Consider the following 17,684-nt stretch of genomic DNA (forward strand, 5'->3'; position numbering starts at 1 on the left):
TGTCGTCGGGTGGGAAGGGGCGGCCGCCGGACGGGCGCCCCGCTCACGAGAACGAGGGGGCGGTGCGCGGGGCCCGCGCGCCCGCGCTGTGCGGCCCCGGCGCGAAAGGAGGAACCCGACGCCCTCGGGGCCGCACGGCAGGACCTCGCCGGACCGCGGCCGGGCTCCCGCTCGGTCCGTGTGGCCCGTGTGGCCCGTGTGGCCCGTGGCCCGGCGGCCCGGGATGGGCCGTGGGCGTGATCGACCGCCGGGGAACTCCGCCGACGGACCCGTCTGCGAGCCGCGTGGTACGGCCGGGGCGCTGCACCCAGGGCGGGCACCGGTCCCCCGCCGGCTCCTCAAGCCTGCGGTCCGGGTCGCCGTGCTGTCATCGCCGAGATTGCTCACCTCACCGGAGCACGCCCGCGTCAGGAGCGGCGGGGACCACCACGGCAGTGACGACGATCCCGTCCCGGGCCGCCCAGCGGCCGCGGAACTCCGTCAGCGGACCGTGCCCGGCGAGCACCGGCGGCGGTACGAGCAACCGGGCCGTGAACGTACCGCGTGCCGGATCGAAGTCGAGGGCCGTGTCGGTGAAGTCCAGCCGACGGCCGGTCAGCGGATGCCACGCCTTGTAGACGGACTCCTTGGCGCTGAACAGCAGCCGGTCCCAGTGGACCTGCGCGGACACACGGCCCTGCCCATGGGCAGGGACATGGGCGTTCGCACGGGCACGGGCACGGGCCTCGGCGTGGCCGACGAGCGCGGCGCGTTCGCCGGCCACCGTGACGGCCTCGAGCACCCCGTCCGGGAGCGGCCGGTCCGGTTCGGCGTCGATGCCCAGCGCCAGGACGTCGCGTCGCCACGCGACAGCCGTGGCCCGGTAGCCGGGGCAGTGCGTCATGCTGCCGACGATCCCCTCGGGCCAGCACGGCGCTCCGTGCTCCGTCTTCAGGATGGGGCCGGCGGGGATACCGAACCGGCCGAGCGCCCGCCGGGCGCAGTGCCTGCCGGTCGCGAACTCCCGCCGCCGCTCGGGCACCGCCCTGCCGACGAGGGCCTCCTCTTCCGGGTAGAGGCCTGCGCCCGGCACGTCACCGCGCGTGGAGACGGCCGCGACCACCGGCGCGAGCAGCTCCTCGATCACGGGCGCTCCCTGCCCGGATCCGGGCCGTTCGCATTTCGGAATAAATTTCCCGCTATCGACCGATCGACACCCGCCCGGTCGTACGCATGCGCAACGATCACGGCCACATCCACCTCCTTGAATGACGGAGCGACACCCGCCATACACGAGGCGATTCGCTCCAAAATGCTCAACGGGGCCACTCCCGGCGCCCCGGAAATGACCGTAACCCTATTGCCTCGAGGTGGCTAGCTGTGCGAGGCTCAAAGGCGTCCTAATTTACGCAACGGGGGTTGCCGAGTGTCTGCCAAGGAAAGAATCGCCACCAGTTCCGACTTCGGTGCCGTGAACCGCGGATCGATCCAGAGCGATTCGCTGGAACATTTCACGCGATCTCGCTGTTTGAGATCTTTTCGAACGGGCGACGGCCGCCTGGAACCTTAAGGGCGAGCGTCCGGTTTTCCGAAACCGTCGGCCGGTTTCAGCCGAATACCGTTCCCGGCCCCGGTGTCACCGCCGGCGCCGGCAGGGCCCACGTGCGCCTGGCGAGAGAGCGGGTAGCCACCGTTTCGCCAGGTCCCAGCCCCGCAGCTCCACCCATGGAGTCCGCCCGCCGGTTCGGCATGCGCCGGATACCGCGTCCTGGCCGACCGCTCTCACGGGGTCTACGTTCCTCAGCACCTTTTCGTGAGCCCAGCGCCGCGCTCACGGTAGGGCTGTGTCTTCAGATCACAGCAGGGAGTACCAGAGAAATGATCCACCTCACTCGGCATGCAATCTCCACTATCCGCGAGAACTACCACGAGCCCATCTATCTGGATGATCTCGCCCGCTCCGCCATGATGAGCAAATTCTATTTCCTCAGAGTATTCCAGCGGACCACGGGCGTGACACCCGGACGATTCCTGAGTGCCGTGCGGCTCCATGAGGCAAAACGCCTTCTGGTCAATACCGACTTCAATGTGGCCGATATATCCGCACAGGTTTGCTACAGCAGCGCGAGCACGTTCTCCCGGCGTTTCACGGCTTCGGTCGGACTCTCACCCACCCAATTCCGAAAAATTGGCCAGGGCGACCCCGCCGAGCATCCGCCGGTCATCCCGCTACCCGTTCCGCCCGGGCCTCTCGGATCCATTGCGGGGACGGCCCTCGTCACGGGAACACCGCTGCCGCCCCTGCACATCGGCGTCTTCGACAGTCCCATCCTCCAGGGCCGGCCCCAGGCCTGGTCCCGGCTCGACAGGGCCGGGACCTTCACCTTGCCCGCCGTTCCGCCGGGCACCTGGTACCTGCACGCGGTGGGTCCGGGCGTCCGGACCGCGAGCGGCCCGCACGGCGATCCACCGCTGCTCGTCGGCACCAGCGGCCCCGTGCGGGTCGATGCCGACGCGTGCACCCGTATCGACATGGCCGTGCGCCAAGAGGACTGGACCCGGCCGCCGGTCCTGCTCGCCGTGCCCGGCATCGGCCCGCACCCCTCGCGGTCGCCGTCACCGTCACCGTCACCGTCCGAGCCGAAGTCCGGGCCGGCCGATCGCTGGGGGGCACGACCCCTCCACCGGATCCCCTACGAACGCTCCGCGCCGGGCGGCCGGCTGGCAGCCGTATGAGGCCGCGCTCTGCCGCGCAGCCCGGGTGAACCCTCGCCCGCGTTCCTCGGCGCGCTCCCCGGCGCGACCCCGGGCGCGACCCCCGGTACGTTTCCCGGTACGTTTCCCGGCACGTTCCTCGACCTCCCCGTAGGCCGTCACGCACACGGCGTGCGGATTCCGATCCACACGCTACGCGTCCCGCACGCCGCGACTAACCCCTGTTCTGTGCCGCCGCGATTTACCGGGCCTTAACAACACCCCCCTAGCTCCCGGGGGTTACGGAGGTCAGCGCGCCGGGGCCCACTGGGCGATGAGCACTTCGGCCGTGGTGATGGCCGCGACGAGGGAGAGGGAGTTGCGGATCACCTCGGCGGTGCAGGACGCGGGCACCCCGGCGATGGCGTCGGAGGGAACCACGACCTGGTAGCCGAGGTTCACCGCGTCGAAGACGGTGTTCGGGATCGCGATGTTGGAGGAGACCCCGGTGACGACGAGGGTGCGGACGCCGAGATTGCGCAGCAGGGCGTCCAGGTCGGTGCCGGCCATCGGGGAGAGCCCGTGCAGCCGGCGCACCACGAGGTCCTGCTCGGCGACGGCGAGGGGCGCGGCGACCTGCACCGCCCGGCTGCCGGTCAGTTGGCGCACCGGCAGCTTCCCCGCGGCCCGGAACAGCCGCGCGTTGGTATTGGCTCCGAGCCCGTCCGGCCGCCGCTCGGCAACCGCGTGCAGCACCTGTACCCCGGCCCCGCGCGCGGCCTCGACCAGCGCGGCGACCCGGTCCAGCATGCCGGAGTCCCGCGCCTCCTTCGCCAGTTCGGGGAGTGCGCTCTCCTCTCCGACGACACCGTTCTGGCACTCGACGGTGAGCAGTGCGGTGGTGGCGGGATCGAGATCGGGCATGGCTCCCCCTGGCGTGGCGACGGAAGAGCACGCATGATTCCTGACACATAGTCAGATGTGAAGGGGCACGGATCAGATGGACAGCACCCCCATGGACGGCACACCCGTGGACAGCACACCCGTGGACGGCACACCCGTGGACGGCACACCCGTGGACAGCACACCCGCCACCAGCACGCCCACGGACAGGGCGCAGCGGCGGGGCCGCCGCATCATGATGACCGACGAGGAGACGAACGCCTTCCTGCGCGAGCAGCGCACCTGCCGGGTGGCCACGGTCTCCCCCGACGGGCGCCCCCACGTGGGCGCGCTCTGGTTCGTCTGGGACGGCACCTCCCTGTGGCTGTACTCCATCACCCGCAGCCGCCGCTGGTCCGACCTCCGCAAGGACCCCCGCATCTCGGTGGTCGTGGACTCCGGCGAGGCTTACGACGAACTGCGCGGGGTCGAGCTGTCCGGCACGGCCGTCTTCGTGGGGGAGGCCCCCCGTACGGGCGAGCCGTGCGAGGAACTGGCGGAGGCGGAGCGCCTCTTCCCCGTCAAGAACTTCGGCATCACGGAGATGCCGCACGACGGACGGCACGCCTGGATCCGGCTGACACCGGACTCGATCGTGTCCTGGGACTTCCGCAAGATCTAGGGACTGTCGGCCGCCCCGCCCTCCCCGGCAGCGGCGGCGGCCGCCCTCCGCAAGGCCTCGACGGCGGCCCGGATCGACGGGCGGCGGTCGGCGTCCGCCCGCCAGACCACGTACACGTGGCGCCGGACGCTGTCGGACACCGGCAGCAGCCGGACCCCCGGCGGCACGGGGCCGCGTCCCAGCCGGGGGGCCACGCACACCCCCAGGCCGGCCTGGACGAAGGCCAGTTGCGTGTGGTGCTCCTCCGCGATGTGCGCGATCCGGGGCTCGATTCCGGTGCCGCGCAGGGTGGAGACGAGCCACTCGTGGCAGAACTGCCCCTCGGTCCAGGAGATCCAGTCGTCCTCCCCGAACTCGGCCAGGGAGATCCCGGCGCGGCCGGCCAGCGGATGCCCCGCCGGCACCGCGATGTCCATGGAGTCGTCCAGGAGATGGGCCCGCGTGAGCTCGGCCGGTACCGGCAGCCGCTTGTTGTGCCAGTCGATGGCGAGGGCCATGTCGAGATCGCCCCGCACCACGGCGGCCATGCTCTCCCCCGGCTCCTGCTCCCTTACGCGGGGCCGCAGTTCGGGGTGCTCGGCACGCAACCGCGCCAGGACCTGCGGCAGTAGCCCCCGCATGGCGGTCGGGAAGGCCCCGATCCGCAACTCGCCGACCGCGCACCCGCGCCGGGCCTCGACGTCGGCCTGGGCGAGCTCGACCTGCGAGATGATCCGGGCCGCGTGCTCGGCGAGGAGCCGGCCCGCGTCGGTGAGCCGGACCCCGCGCCCGTTCTTGGCCAGCAGGGGCTGCCCGACCTCCCGTTCCAGCTTGGCCATCTGCTGGGACACGGCGGAGGTGGTCACGTGGAGCCCGTCGGCGGCGCCGCTGACGGAGCCGTGGCGGGCGAGGGCGTCGAGGGTGCGCAGCCGCTCCAAGTTCAACATGTAAGCGATCCTACGACGTCACCCCCAACAACTTTCGCTTGTCCTACGAGGTCCCCAGGGGCGAAGGTGGCTGTCATGAGCGCCCCCAGCACCCCGGTCCCACCCAGCACCCCCGCCCCACGCACCTCCCCGGCCTCCGCCCCGACCACCACCACGGCCACCACCACGGCCGTCACCTCAGCCGTCACCACCAACCCCACCGCGAAGGCTCCCGCCGCCGGGAGCCTGGACTGGCGCCTGCGCTTCGCGGTCCTCTCGGTGATCTGGGGCTTCAGCTTCCTGCTGATCAAGGTGGGCACGGAGGCGTACGCCCCGTTCCAGGTGGCCCTCGGCCGGGTCTTCTTCGGGGCGCTCGCCCTGCTCACCGTGCTCCTGATCCGCCGCGAACCGCTCCCCCGGGGCCGGCGCACCTGGGCCCACCTGACGGTGGCGGCGCTGCTGCTCAACACCGCCCCGTTCTCCCTCTTCGCGTACGCGGAGCTGACCATCCCCTCCAGCCTGGCGGGCATCTGCAACGCCACCTCGCCGCTGTGGGGGATGGCCCTCTCCCTGGTCGCCCTCTCCGAGGACCGCCCGACGCGCCGCCGCTTCGCGGGCCTGGGCCTGGGCTTCCTCGGCGTCCTGACCGTCCTCGGCGCCTGGCAGGGCTTCTCGGGCCTCGACGCCAAGGGCACCGCGTTCGCCCTGCTGGCCGCGCTCTGCTATCCGATCGGCTGGATCTACGTACGCCGCACCCTGGCCTCCACACCCGGCTCCCCGGTGGCCCTGACCGGCGCCCAGCTGCTGGTCTCCACCCTCCAACTGGCAGTGGTCAGCGCCCTGTTCACCACGGCCCCGACCTCGTTCCCGCTCTGGCCGACCCTGTCGGTGATCGCGCTGGGCGCCCTGGGCACGGGCATGGCCCTCCAGATGCAGTACGGCCTGGTCACGGAGATCGGCCCGACCACCGCACAGATGGTCACCTACTTCATCCCGGTCATCGCGACGACGGCGGGCGTCCTGCTCCTGAACGAACAGCTCCACTGGAACACCCCGGTGGGCGCGGCCGTCGTCCTGGCCGGCGCGGCCCTCACCCAGACCCGACGCCGCTAGGGCCTGCCGTCACACTCCCGCCGTCGCCCGAAGGGCGGCCGCGCGGCAGGCGGGAGCGTGACGACAGGCCCTGGGCCCCGCCGCCAGTCGAGCCGCCCCGCCGTCAGCCGAGCCGCCCCCCGTCAGTCGAGCCGCCCCCCGGCCGCCGGCCGGACCGCCGAGGCCACCGCCTCCGCCAGCACCGGTACGTCCGCCAGGGACAGCGTCGACACCGTCATCCGCACCGCCGGCCCCGATTCCATCCGGAACCGGGCCCCCGGAGCGACGGCCCAGCCCGCGCCCAGCAGGCGCGTCACCACCGCGGTCTCCTCGGCGACGGGCACCCACACGTTCATCCCGCTCCGCCCCCGCGCGCTCACCCCGCGCCGGGCCAGTGCCGCGACCAGTGCGTCCCGGCGCTCCCCGTAGGACCGCGCGACCGCCGCGTGGTCGACCGCTCCGGCCTGCCACAGCTCCACCGCCGTGTACTGCAGCAGTCTGCTCACCCACCCGGGGCCCAGCCGCTGCCGCCCCCGGACCCGGTCGAGCGTGACCCCGTCCCCGGTCAGCACCGCGATCCGCAGGTCCGGCGCGTACGCCTTCGCGGTGGAGCGGATCAGCACCCAGTGACGGGTCGCCCCGCCCAGCACGTTCAGCGGCAGGTCCACGATGCCGTGTCCGTGGTCGTCGTCGATGACCAGCACCTCCGGATGCCCGGCCAGCACCGCCCGCAGCGCCTCGGCCCGCGCCGCGCTCACCACCGCCCCGGTCGGATTCTGCGCCCGGGCCGTCACGACCAGCGCCCGCGCACCCTGGGCCAGCGCCCGTGCCACCGAGTCGGGCAGCGGCCCGTCGTCGTCCACGGCCACCGGCACCACCCGCAGCCCCAGCGCCGGTACGAGGTCGAGCACGCTCCCCCACCCCGGGTCCTCGACCGCCACCGCGTCCCCGGGGCGCAAGTGCGCGGCGAGCACCCGCTCGATGCCGTCCAGCGCGCCCGAGACGACCGCGAGTTCCCCGGCCGGCACCCCGTCCGCGTCGAAGGCGGCCCTGGCGAGCCGGGCCAGCTCCGGAGCGACCGGATCCAGGCCGTAGAGCGTCGGGTCGGCGGCGTACCGGCGTGCCGCGCCCGCCAGCGCGTCCCCCAGCGCGGGCAGCAGCCGCACGTCCGGGTTGCCGGAGGCGATGTCGCGCACCCCCTCCGGGACGTCCATCCGCAGCTGGTCGCGCGGCGCGGTCGCCGGACGGGCCCGCACCCGGCTGCCGCGGCGCCCGTCGGTTTCGATGACCCCGCGCTCGCGCAGCGTGCGGTACGCGGCGGCCACGGTGTTGGGGTTCACCCCCAGCACTCCCGCGAGCTCCCGCATCGGCGGCAACAGCGCTCCCGGCTCGAGCGCGCCCGAGGCGACGCCCGCTTCCACACTCGCGGCGATTTCCGATGCGCGCCGCCCGATGATCAGATACTCTCCTAGCACAAAACAAAGTATGCACTAATACAACGGAGTCCGCACCATGAGCGTCACGCCTGCCCCCGAGACCACCGCAGAACGGCCCACTGCAGCGGCAGCGGCAGCGCCGACCGACTCGACCGCCGGGTACGAGCCCACCGCCCGGACCGTCCCGAGCCGGTACCGCGACCGCGCGCACTACGACCACGAGACGGTGCACTCGATACTGGACGCGGCCTACCTCTGCCACCTCGGCTTCGTCCGCGACGGCGCGCCGGTGGTCCTGCCGACCCTCTTCGGCCGGGTCGGCCAGACCCTCTACGTGCACGGCTCCACGGGTTCGCGCCCGCTCCTCGCGGCCGGCAAGGCCGACCCGGGGCTGCCGGTCTGCCTCACCGTGACGCACCTCGACGGCCTGGTCCTGGCCCGCTCCGCCTTCCACCACTCGCTCAACTACCGCTCGGTGGTCGTCCACGGCACCGCCTACGAGGTGACCGACCCCGAGGAGCGCCGGATCGCGCTCGACGCCCTCGTCGACCAGGTCGTACCGGGCCGCTCGGCCGACTCCCGCCCGGCGAACGCCAAGGAGCTCGCGGCCACCGCCGTGATCCGCCTGGACCTGAACGAGGTGTCCGCCAAGGTCCGCAGCGGCGGCCCCGGCGACGACGCCGAGGACCTCGATCTGCCGTTCTGGTCGGGCGTGGTCCCGGTCGCGCCGGCGTACGGGACCCCGGTCCCGGCCGCCGACCTCGCCGCGGGCATCCCCGTGCCGGGCTACGTCACCGCGCTCTGACGACCGCCGCGGCGGCAGGGGCGGGCCGGGCCTCCGGCCCGCCCTTCCGCGCGTCCGCGGGACGCCGGGACTCGGCGGCGATCAGCGCCCCCACCGCCGTCAGCAGGAGTACGGTGCCCAGCGCCACCGCGCCGGTCAGCCGCTCCCCGAGCACCAGGACGGCGATCGCCGCCGCGCCGACGGGCTCGATCAGCATGATCACGGACACCGTCGCGGCCCGCACCGCGGCGGCCCCGCTGAAGTAGAGCGCGTAGGCCAGCGCGGTCGGCACGGTGGCCATGTAGGCGAGCAGCCAGAGCACCCGGACGGGCTCCGCGGTATCCGGCATCAGCCCTTCCACCAGGGCGAACGGCAGCAGGCACACCGTGCCCACCCCGACGGACCAGACGGTGGTGACCAGCGGGTCCCCGCCGGTCCCGCGCCGCCCGAGCAGCCTGGCCCGCAGGGTCATGGCCCCGTAGCCGGCGGCCGACAGCAGCGCCCAGCCGACGCCGAGCGGCCGCACCTCGCCGCTTCCGCCGCCGAGGACGAGCACGGCCAGCCCGGCCAGCGCCCCGGCGACCGCGAGGATCCCGCCCCGGCCGAGCCGCTCCCCCATCCAGTACCGGGCCCCGAGCGCGATGAGCACGGGCCCCGATCCGAGGGTGACCACGGTGGCCACGGCGAGGCCGGTCTCGCGCACGGCGGCGAAGTACGCGGACTGGAAGAGGGTGAACATGAGCCCGGTCCCGATGAGCGACCCCACCGAGGCCCGCGCCCGAACGGCACCCGCCCCCGCCCCTGCGCCCCGCGGGCGCCGGCGTACGGCGAGCACCGCGAGCAGCACCGCCAGCCCGCCCGCGCACCGCCAGAACGACAGGGCGAGCGGGCCGAGGTCACTGGCGAGGTAGAGCAGCGAGGCCGCCGCCCCCGCCGTGCCCCAGGCGGTTCCGGCGATGACGAGGTAGAGCAGGCTGCGCCCGGTGGCGGGCGTGTGGTCCGACTGGACCGGCTGGATCGGCTGGATCGACACGAGAGGTCTCCGCGCGTGCGTGAAGGATGAAAGGAACAGGTCATCGCTTCGCGGGCAGCGCGAATCCGCCCGGGACACGGCCCGGGCCGGGTTCTCCTGCGTGGTGGCAGCCGCCCGCGCTAGGCGGCGGGAGGCGGAAGCACGGTCGTCGGCATGATCGCGAGCCTAGACCTTGCTCGGATCGCGGTCCAGAGCGGCCACCGGCTCCGCGACCCCGGGCGCGGACGCGGACGCGGCCTGCCGGGAGGTCTGCGCGATGAAGGCCCCGCCCAGCACCAGTCCGCCGCCGATGATCTGCCAGGTCGAGAGGTGCTCACCGAGGAGCACCCAGGCCAGTACGGTCGCCACGACCGCCTCCAGGCAGGCCACGACGCCGGCGACCTGCGGGGACAGCTTGCGCACGGAGACCACGCCGGTCAGGTACGCGAACACGGTCGCGATCAGCACCACCCAGCCGAGCAGTACGCCCGCGGGCACCATCAGGTCCCCGAGTGCCGCATCGCCGCCCAGTACCTGCCAGTCGATCCGCCAGGGCCGGGCGATCACGGTCATCACCAGGGTGCCGACGATCATGCCGTACGCGATCATGCCCATCGGGTCGGCCACGTCGTCCCCGTCGCTGCCCTGGTCGGCGAAGACGAAGTAGAAGGCCTGGCAGCAGGCGGCCGCGAGGCCGAGCAGCACGCCGAGCAGGTCCAGGCTCAGCCCGGCCCAGATCTGCACCACGCAGGCCAGACCCACGACGGCCACGGCGGCACCGGCCGCGGCGGCCCTGGTCACGGGCCGGCGCTGCACGAAGCGGATCCAGCCGAGCAGCAGCGCGGGGCCGAGGTACTCCAGCAGCAGCGCCACACCGACCGGGATCCGGGACAGCGAGGCGAAGTAGAACGCCTGGACCCCGGCCACGGCGACGATCCCGAAGCCCGCGAGCAGCAGGGGTTTGCGGCGTACGAGATCGCGATGGCGCCAGGCCAGCGGGGACAGCACGAGGGCCGCCCCGGCCACCCTGAGCCAGACCATGTGGAGCGGGTCCAGACCCGCCTCGATCAGCGGCTTCGCCGCCACTCCCGAACCACCGAACGCGATCGCCGAAATGAGGGCGAGGCCCAGTCCGGCATGTCTCCCTGACGCTTGCATTCGGACATCATGGCAGGACCGGTCAGGAGTGACGAGGCCGTGACACCTGTTGAGACGTTCCCGAGACCGGCCCGACACCGACCGGGTCCACACCCGCCGCGCTCCCCGATATCTGACAGGTCGTCAGTCTTGAATGTTGCGCCCCCCGGGACTACCTTCCGCCGCACGTACCTGACGAGAAGGGGTGGTCGCATGGCTGAAGTCACCGCGGAATCACGCATCGAGGCGCCCGCCGCGAAGCTCTGGTCCCAGCTGACCGACTGGGACGCTTACGGCCAGTGGAGCATGACCCACACCAACTTCCCGAAGGGCGGCCCCGAGACCCTCGCGGTGGGTTCCACCTTCGCCGAGAACATGAAGATGATGGGCTTCCCCGCCGAGGTCCTCTGGACGGTCTCGGAGCTGGAGGACGAACGCGTCTTCGCGATCACCGGCAAGGGCCCGATGGGCGTGGCCGTCCTGACCCGCTACACCCTGATCCCGGACGGCGAGGCCACCACCGTCCGCATCGACGGCGAGTTCACCGGCGCCGCGGTCTCCCTGATGGCGGGCAAACTCAAGGACTCGGCCACGGCCGCCCTCAACGAGTCGCTCCGCAAACTCTCCGGCCTGGTCGCCTGACCAAACCCCTGCCCCCACTCCCACCCCCACTCCCGAACGAGCAGGTCCGTACGAACAGACACGACGGCGCGCCCCGCGGTAAATTCCGCGGGGCGCGCCGTCGTACCGGAAGGCCACTCCGACCCACTGGTGCCACTCGCACTCAGTGCTCGTCGGCCAGGATCAGATAGAGCTTCTTGCGGGCGTCGTTGATGACGGTGAGGGCCTTCTCCCGCTGCGCGGGGGTGCCGGTCTTGAAGACCTGGCCGAAGGCCTCCATCAGGCCGAATCCGGCCGTCCGGACCTCGTTCATCGCCTCGAAGTCGAAGCCCCGCCCGGCCTCCGCCCAGGGGGCGTCGGGGCCGGACTCGGCCTCGGCGCGGCCGGCGTCGGTGAGCGTGAACAGCTTCTTGCCACCCTCGCTCTCACTGGTGATGAGGCCCTCGTCCTCCAGGAGCTGCAAGGTCGGGTAGACCGACCCCGGGCTGGGCTTCCACGCCCCGCCGCTGCGCTCGCCGATCTCCTGGATCATCTCGTAGCCGTGCATCGGACGGTCGGCGAGCAGCGCCAGGATGGAGGCGCGCACGTCTCCCCGCCGGGCCCGGCCGCGCGGTCCGCCGCGTCCGCCCCGCCCGCCGAAGGGTCCGCCGCCGAAGGGCGGCCCGAACGGCCCGAAGGCGGCGCGCCGCCCCTGGAACTCCTCCCGGCGGTCCGGCCCGCAGTGGCCGTGACCCCGTCCGTGCTCATGTCCGTGGTCGTGTCCGTGCTGTCCGTGTGAACGCATGACTGCGCTCCTTTCCTCATGAGGTGATTCGTTGCCACTGCTGCGATGTCTCTACTATCGTTGACCCATCGCGATGCGTCAACGATATATCGGAAACTCCTTCAACGAACAGCCTCGCCCACCGCGGTGGTGTCCCGTCTCACCGAAGGTTGGTCAGTCTCACCGAACCTTGACCACTCGGCTGTTTGTCTCATCGAACTTTGACCGCCGCAGGTCAAGGGCAGATGCGGCCCCCGAGCCAGGCCGGTGCTGACAGCGACGGGGCTGGCCAAGGGTCGCCTGGCGGTTGAGGTCGTCGAGCGGGCGGGCGCGGCCGGCCAGGACCAGGCGGCGATTGCCCAGGTCCACGTGGTCGAGCTGGAATTCACGCACGCACTGCCTTCGGCCGGGCCGGCGTGGACGGCGGCCAGGGACAGGGCGAGTCGTACGGCCGGCGCCGCGTCGACCGCGGCACGGACCTCGTCGCCGAGCCGCTGCGGCCTCACGGAGATTTCGGGCTGACAGACCTGGGTTTCGTCACCACGCAGGCGATGCCATCTGCCCGCTCGTGGAGTGCAGCCTCCGAGCCACGTCAGGAGCGGCCCGACCGAGTCAGCGGGAATCCGTTGCGTCGTCATCGGCCGGGCCGGGGGCTGCCGTGCTGTCGGCGGCCTGGCCGGCGGCTCGTTCCGCGCGGAGTTCTTCGCCGACGTCGTAGGCCCGGCCCGGGTCGTAGACGGTGACCGAAGTGCCAGGGCTGTACATCGCGGCTGCCGCGGGCGTGTACTGGTAGATTTCGACGCCGCGCTGGGCGGCTATGCCGTCGACCTCGCCGACCGGTACCTGCCACACCTTTGCGGTGTGGGACGGGGTCCACCACGCGTCCGGACGCAGAAAGTCTCGCTGGACCTCTGTCTGATGCTCCACCGCCACCTGGACCTGGCCGAGTTGTTCGGTCAACCAGTCGGTCAGCGCCTGTGCGTCGACCCGAGAGAACGCTGCGGACGTCATCGGTTCGCACTCCACCGTCTCGCTGCCGATATGCAACACCACCTTGATCGACTTGCGCTGCCCCAGACTCAGTCGCTCGATGACGACGACTCGCTGCAGATCAGCCATCGCCATGGTCGGCGAACGCAGAAAACGGGCGATCACGACCTGGGCCGGAGCTCCCAGGGGGCGGAACTCGACCCACCGCACCATCAGGGCGACCGTGACGAACACCATGGCCACGGTGAGCACGATCACTGCGACCACCGTGAGCACCAGTAGGACCCAGAAAATGCCCCAGGCGAGCGAGCTCCCCGAGATCACGGCGGCCACCAGAGCACCCAGCAGAAGCGGGGCTGCGACCACAGGCGGGACCATGATGCTCCCACCGAGCGCGACAGCCAGCTCGCGGGCCCTGCTGGGCACGAACCGCAGCCGCCATCCGGCTGTCACGGGTAACACAACTTCCGCAAGCGAGCCGGGACGCCGAGGTTCCATGACTCAAAGGTAGGACCCTGCACAGGAGTTCGTAAGGCCACAGCGCGCCGTACCTCCTCGAGGACGGGAACCGCAGGCGACAGCGCGTCAGCCGACCAGGTGGCGCCGGCCAGTCCCGGGGTCCGCCTACCTGCCCTTGACCTGCGGCGGTCAAGGTTCGATGAGACAAACAGCCGAGTGGTCAAGGTTTGGTGAGACTGACCAACCTTCGGTGAGACGGGACAGGTGGAACATCGCCGCCGCGCGGGGCGAGGTGGCCGCGCGCATGGGCTGGTATCCAGTCCAGTCATCCCGAATTGGCCTTTGCGGGCCGCTCCGCCGCGTCCCTACGGTCGGTGACATGCGCATCCGAATCGTCGACGCCTTCTCCGACCGCCCCTTCGGCGGCAACCCCGCCGGGGTCCTGCTCCTCGAAGGCGAAGGCGGGTTCCCCCCGGACGCCTGGCTCCAGCAGGTCGCCGCCGAGGTCAACCTCTCCGAGACCGCCTTCGCCCATCCGCTCCCGCCGGGCGGCGAGGCCGACTGGGCGCTGCGCTGGTTCACCCCGGCCGCCGAGGTCGACATGTGCGGACACGCGACGCTGGCCACCGCCCACGTCCTGGCCACGAGCGGCCTCGCGAGGGGGACGGTCCGCTTCTCGGCGCGCTGCGGGATCCTGCCGGTCACGGCCGCCGGTGACGGGACCCTGGTCATGGACTTCCCGACCTCCTCCCTGACCGAGGTCGGGCCGGACGCCGCGGTGGAGCGCGCGCTGGGCGCCACGCCCAAGTCGGTCCACGACACGTCCGAGCACATCGGGGACCTCGTGGTGGAGCTGGCCGACGAGCGGACCGTACGGGAACTCACGCCGGACCATGCCGCCCTGCCCGGCTGCTCCCGGCGCGGCATCATCGTGACCGCGCCGGCCGAGGACCCCTCCCGCGGCTACGACTTCGTCTCGCGCGGCTTCTTCCCCGCGCTCGGCATCGACGAGGACCCGGTCACCGGCAGCGCCCACACCGCACTGGCCCCCTTCTGGGCGCGGCGCCTCGGCCGCACGGAGCTCGTCGGCCTCCAGGGCGGAGCCCGCACCGGCCTCGTCCGGGTCCGGCTGCTGGGCGACCGTACGCTGCTCATCGGGCGCGCGGTCACGGTCATCGACGGCGAGCTGCTCACCGCACCGTGAGCGGGCGATCCCATCCGGGCCTACGGGTCCGGGCCTACGGGTCCGGGCCTACGGGGTGGGCCTACGGGGCGGGCCTACGGGGCGGGCCTACGGAGTGGGCAGCCAGCCCACCTTGCCCGCCAGCAGGGCATACCCGCCGAAGGCCACGATGTCCAGCAGCGCGTGCGCGACGACCAGCGGACCCACCCGGCCCCAGCGCCGGTAGGCGAGGACGAAGACGACGCCCATCACCAGGTTCCCGATGAATCCGCCGATGCCCTGGTAGAGGTGGTACGAGCCGCGCAGCACGGAGCTGGCCATCAGCGCGGCCATCGGCGACCAGCCGAGCTGCCCGAGCCTGCGCAGCAGGTAGGCCAGCACGATGACCTCCTCCACCACGGAGTTCTGCACCGCGGAGAGGATCAGCACGGGGAACTTCCACCACACCTCGGGCAGCGCCTCCGGCACCACCGTGAGGTTGAAGCCGGCCGCCCGGGACCCCAGGTAGAAGGCCAGTCCCGCACTGCCGATGCAAGCGGCGACGAGCGCGCCCCGGCCCAGGTCCCACCAGGGCCGGGTCCGGTCGAAGCCCAGTACCTTCAGCCCGGGCGCGCCCTCACGGGTCAGCAGGTGTGCGACGAGCAGGACGGGGACGAGTGCGCTCGCGATGCCGAACAGCTGCCAGGCCAGGTCCAGCCAGGGCCGGCCGGGGGCGTACGAGCCGTTGAGCGTGGCGGCCTGGTCCTTGAGCCCGCCGGGCTTGGTCAGCGAGCCGACGAAGCTGATCAGCGCCGAGACGCCGCTCGCGCCCAGGGACAGCGCGAGCACGAGCAGCGTCTCGGAGCGCAGCATCCCGCGCCGCCCGCCGGGGCCCTCTTCGAGCTCCCCGACCACCGGTTCCGGCTCCGTCCGCACGCCCGTCTCCCGTCCCGCACCCGCTGCGACGTCTAGCGGGGCGCCCCGCCCCGATGACCCCATACTGCCTCCTCCACGGAGCAAGGGGATCATCGGACGGGACCGGGCGGACCGCGGAACCGGTCCGCAGCCGCCGGTCCGGCTGAATGTCCGGCTGACGGTCCGGCTGACGGGCCGGCCGCCGGTCCGGCCGACGGCCCCGCTCACGGTCCGGCTGACGGTCAGGCCGTGGGCCCACCCCCCAGACCCGCCGGCCAGGTGTGCACGGGCTCGCCCCGGTGACTCAGCTCGCTGTACCGGCGCGTGGTCGCCGCCAGCGCCGCGTCCCGCTCCAGCCCGCCCGCCAGCGCCCGGTGGTACGTGTCCACCTGCCAGGTGGCTCCGTTCACCCGGCGCCGGCACCGCTCCTCGATGATGCCGAGATAGTGGTCCCGGTCTGCGGGCTCGATGCCCCACGCGTCCAGTCCGGCGGCCGCCATCGGCAGCAGTTCCTCCAGCACCAGCCGGACCGCGGGCACGCTCGCCAGTCCCCCGCCCCGGCCCCTGCGCGGCCAGCGCAGCCGGGCGTCGATGCCGTAGCGGCAGGCCGCGTCGAAATTGGCCTCCGCCTCCGCGAAGGGCAGCCGGCTCCACACCGGGCGCTGCTCGTCCGCGAGGGTCCGTACCAGCCCGTAGTAGAAGGCCGCGTTGGCGACGACGTCCGCCACGGTGGGACCGGCGGGCAGTACGCGGTTCTCCACGCGCAGGTGCGGCACCCCGTCGGCGACCCCGTAGACGGGCCGGTTCCAGCGGTAGACGGTGCCGTTGTGCAGCACCAGTTCCTGCAGGCTCGGCACCCCGCCCTCGGCGAGCACCCGCAGCGGCTCCTCCTCGTCGCAGATCGGCAGCAGGGCCGGGAAGTAGCGGACGTTCTCGGCGAAGAGCTCGTACGCCGAGTCCACCCAGCGCTCGCCGAACCAGGTGCGCGGCCGCACCCCCTGCGCCTGGAGCTCGGGCGGCCGGGTGTCGGTGGCCTGCTGGAAGAGCGGCGGCCGCGATTCGCGCCACAGCTCCCGCCCGAACAGGAAGGGCGAGTTGGCGCCCACGGCTATCTGTACGGCCGCCACCGCCTGGGCCGCGTTCCACACGTCCGCGAACCGCGCCGGAGTCACCTGCAGGTGCAGTTGTACGGAGGTGCAGGCGGCCTCCGGCACGATCGACCCGGAGGTCCAGGTCAGCCGCTCGACCCCGTCGATGTCGAGCACGAAGTCCTCGCCCCGCATCATCAGGATCTGCTCGTTGAGCAGGGAGTAGCGGTCCACCGCCGAGAGGTTGGCGGTGACCAGGTCGGTGCGGGAGATCGTCGGCAGAATTCCGATCATGACCACCCCGGCGCCGACCTCCTGGGCCTGCCGGTGGGCATAGCCGAGACCCGCGCTCAGCTCTTCGGCGAGCTGGTCGAATACCCGGCCGCCGAGCCGGTGGGGAAGTACGTTCACCTCCAGGTTGAACATTCCCAGTTCGGTCTGGAAATCGTTGCTCGCAATACGTTCAAGGACCTGGGCATTCACCATTCTCGGCAACCCGTCGGCACCCGCCAGATTCAACTCGATCTCCAGCCCCATCATGTTCTTGGGGCGATCGAACCTCTTCTCCTCCAGAAGTCGCTCCAGTACCTCCAGGCACTCGTGAAGCTTCCTCCGGTACCGTTGCCGATCGGACAGGTCGAATCCGCCCGCCACGACCTTCTCCCCCATCGGAGCGTCCCTCCTCGACTGGGCCCGGCCGGCGTTGAATGGATCCGCCACCCGGGCGCGCGTTACGGTCGATGATGCCCCGGCGGCGTGATCGATAACGCGGAGGGGGCGTGACTGGCGGGGAGCGCGCGCCGGTTTGGCCGACAGGCGCTTTGGCACATTCATCTGGCAAGCACCCGTACGCAAATACAGCGTAGAACTTGCCGGTTACTGATAACCGGCGCTTTTCAGCCGAGCCCTCATCCGGTAACCTCCGAGGTCAGCGCGGAATTTTTGCGCGCACCCGGCATGAATGCCACGTCAGCGGGACCGGTAAGCACCTTGTCGGCAATAGGCGGGACAGCTAGCCGAAACACTGAGTGAACACATGTCAGATAAACTCCGCAAGCGAGGCAGAGAGTTGGCGCGCGGCCA

The 17,684-nt window shown here is 71.9% G+C and carries 17 protein-coding genes; 7 read left to right on the forward strand and 10 right to left on the reverse strand.

Going from position 1 to position 17,684, the window contains the following annotated elements; genetic code table 11:
* Positions 1–388 precede the first annotated feature (388 nt).
* A complete protein-coding gene (locus tag ACIQV3_RS10000; protein ID WP_403711560.1) occupies positions 389–1,126 on the reverse strand; it encodes a 4'-phosphopantetheinyl transferase in 738 nt (245 codons plus the stop codon).
* Between the two features lie 731 nt (positions 1,127–1,857).
* On the opposite strand from ACIQV3_RS10000, the gene ACIQV3_RS10005 reads away from it, so the two are divergent.
* A complete protein-coding gene (locus tag ACIQV3_RS10005) occupies positions 1,858–2,715 on the forward strand; it encodes a helix-turn-helix transcriptional regulator (RefSeq protein WP_403711562.1) in 858 nt (285 codons plus the stop codon).
* A 267-nt stretch (positions 2,716–2,982) separates the two neighbouring features.
* On the opposite strand, the gene ACIQV3_RS10010 is transcribed toward ACIQV3_RS10005, so the two are convergent.
* Positions 2,983–3,597, reverse strand: a complete 615-nt coding sequence (locus ACIQV3_RS10010; RefSeq protein ID WP_403711564.1) for a cysteine hydrolase — start codon at positions 3,595–3,597, stop codon at positions 2,983–2,985.
* A gap of 214 nt (positions 3,598–3,811) precedes the next feature.
* Here ACIQV3_RS10010 and ACIQV3_RS10015 point away from each other — a divergent pair, with 214 nt between their 5' ends.
* Complete coding sequence (locus ACIQV3_RS10015) at positions 3,812–4,237, forward strand: pyridoxamine 5'-phosphate oxidase family protein (RefSeq protein ID WP_403711653.1); 426 nt, start codon at positions 3,812–3,814, stop codon at positions 4,235–4,237.
* Here ACIQV3_RS10015 and ACIQV3_RS10020 read toward each other — a convergent pair.
* Entirely contained in the window at positions 4,234–5,163 is a 930-nt protein-coding gene (locus tag ACIQV3_RS10020; RefSeq protein WP_403711566.1) for a LysR substrate-binding domain-containing protein, read from the reverse strand. The genes ACIQV3_RS10015 and ACIQV3_RS10020 overlap by 4 nt on opposite strands.
* A 75-nt stretch (positions 5,164–5,238) precedes the next feature.
* Here ACIQV3_RS10020 and ACIQV3_RS10025 point away from each other — a divergent pair, with 75 nt between their 5' ends.
* Complete coding sequence (locus tag ACIQV3_RS10025; protein ID WP_403711568.1) at positions 5,239–6,255, forward strand: DMT family transporter; 1,017 nt, start codon at positions 5,239–5,241, stop codon at positions 6,253–6,255.
* 122 nt (positions 6,256–6,377) lie between these two features.
* Here ACIQV3_RS10025 and ACIQV3_RS10030 read toward each other — a convergent pair whose 3' ends face one another.
* On the reverse strand, positions 6,378–7,709 hold the full coding sequence (locus tag ACIQV3_RS10030) for an aminotransferase class I/II-fold pyridoxal phosphate-dependent enzyme (RefSeq protein ID WP_403711570.1): 1,332 nt from the start codon (positions 7,707–7,709) through the stop codon (positions 6,378–6,380).
* 37 nt (positions 7,710–7,746) lie between these two features.
* Between ACIQV3_RS10030 and ACIQV3_RS10035 the strand changes: the two genes are divergently transcribed.
* Positions 7,747–8,475, forward strand: coding sequence for a pyridoxamine 5'-phosphate oxidase family protein (locus ACIQV3_RS10035; RefSeq protein ID WP_403711572.1), 729 nt, complete (start codon positions 7,747–7,749; stop codon positions 8,473–8,475).
* Here the strand turns inward: ACIQV3_RS10035 and ACIQV3_RS10040 are convergent.
* The gene (locus ACIQV3_RS10040; protein ID WP_403711574.1) at positions 8,462–9,487 is read right to left on the reverse strand and encodes a DMT family transporter; all 1,026 of its coding nucleotides are present in this window, start codon (positions 9,485–9,487) and stop codon (positions 8,462–8,464) included. The genes ACIQV3_RS10035 and ACIQV3_RS10040 overlap by 14 nt on opposite strands.
* Before the next feature lie 165 nt (positions 9,488–9,652).
* Positions 9,653–10,624, reverse strand: coding sequence for an EamA family transporter (locus ACIQV3_RS10045; RefSeq protein WP_403711576.1), 972 nt, complete (start codon positions 10,622–10,624; stop codon positions 9,653–9,655).
* Between the two features lie 192 nt (positions 10,625–10,816).
* Between ACIQV3_RS10045 and ACIQV3_RS10050 the strand changes: the two genes are divergently transcribed.
* Positions 10,817–11,245, forward strand: coding sequence for an SRPBCC family protein (locus ACIQV3_RS10050; RefSeq protein WP_403711578.1), 429 nt, complete (start codon positions 10,817–10,819; stop codon positions 11,243–11,245).
* Between the two features lie 142 nt (positions 11,246–11,387).
* On the opposite strand, the gene ACIQV3_RS10055 is transcribed toward ACIQV3_RS10050, so the two are convergent.
* Positions 11,388–12,008, reverse strand: coding sequence for a PadR family transcriptional regulator (locus ACIQV3_RS10055; RefSeq protein ID WP_403711580.1), 621 nt, complete (start codon positions 12,006–12,008; stop codon positions 11,388–11,390).
* 246 nt (positions 12,009–12,254) lie between these two features.
* On the opposite strand from ACIQV3_RS10055, the gene ACIQV3_RS10060 reads away from it, so the two are divergent.
* A complete protein-coding gene (locus ACIQV3_RS10060) occupies positions 12,255–12,509 on the forward strand; it encodes a hypothetical protein (protein WP_403711581.1) in 255 nt (84 codons plus the stop codon).
* 90 nt (positions 12,510–12,599) lie between these two features.
* Here ACIQV3_RS10060 and ACIQV3_RS10065 read toward each other — a convergent pair whose 3' ends face one another.
* Positions 12,600–13,343 carry a hypothetical protein gene (locus ACIQV3_RS10065; protein ID WP_403711583.1) on the reverse strand — a complete coding sequence of 248 codons (744 nt, stop codon included), beginning with the start codon at positions 13,341–13,343 and terminating at the stop codon, positions 12,600–12,602.
* A gap of 472 nt (positions 13,344–13,815) precedes the next feature.
* On the opposite strand from ACIQV3_RS10065, the gene ACIQV3_RS10070 reads away from it, so the two are divergent.
* Positions 13,816–14,640: a PhzF family phenazine biosynthesis protein gene (locus ACIQV3_RS10070; RefSeq protein WP_403711585.1), complete on the forward strand. Its 825-nt coding sequence runs from the start codon at positions 13,816–13,818 to the stop codon at positions 14,638–14,640.
* Positions 14,641–14,727: 87 nt separating this feature from the next.
* Here ACIQV3_RS10070 and ACIQV3_RS10075 read toward each other — a convergent pair whose 3' ends face one another.
* Both ACIQV3_RS10075 and ACIQV3_RS10080 read right to left on the reverse strand, forming a co-directional pair.
* A complete protein-coding gene (locus ACIQV3_RS10075) occupies positions 14,728–15,471 on the reverse strand; it encodes a CPBP family intramembrane glutamic endopeptidase (protein WP_403711655.1) in 744 nt (247 codons plus the stop codon).
* A 284-nt stretch (positions 15,472–15,755) separates the two neighbouring features.
* Positions 15,756–17,270: a glutamate-cysteine ligase family protein gene (locus ACIQV3_RS10080; RefSeq protein WP_403711586.1), complete on the reverse strand. Its 1,515-nt coding sequence runs from the start codon at positions 17,268–17,270 to the stop codon at positions 15,756–15,758.
* Between the last annotated feature and the right edge of the window lie 414 nt (positions 17,271–17,684).

Source organism: Streptomyces sp. NPDC099050, from assembly GCF_044759865.1.
Lineage (GTDB): Bacteria > Actinomycetota > Actinomycetes > Streptomycetales > Streptomycetaceae > Streptomyces.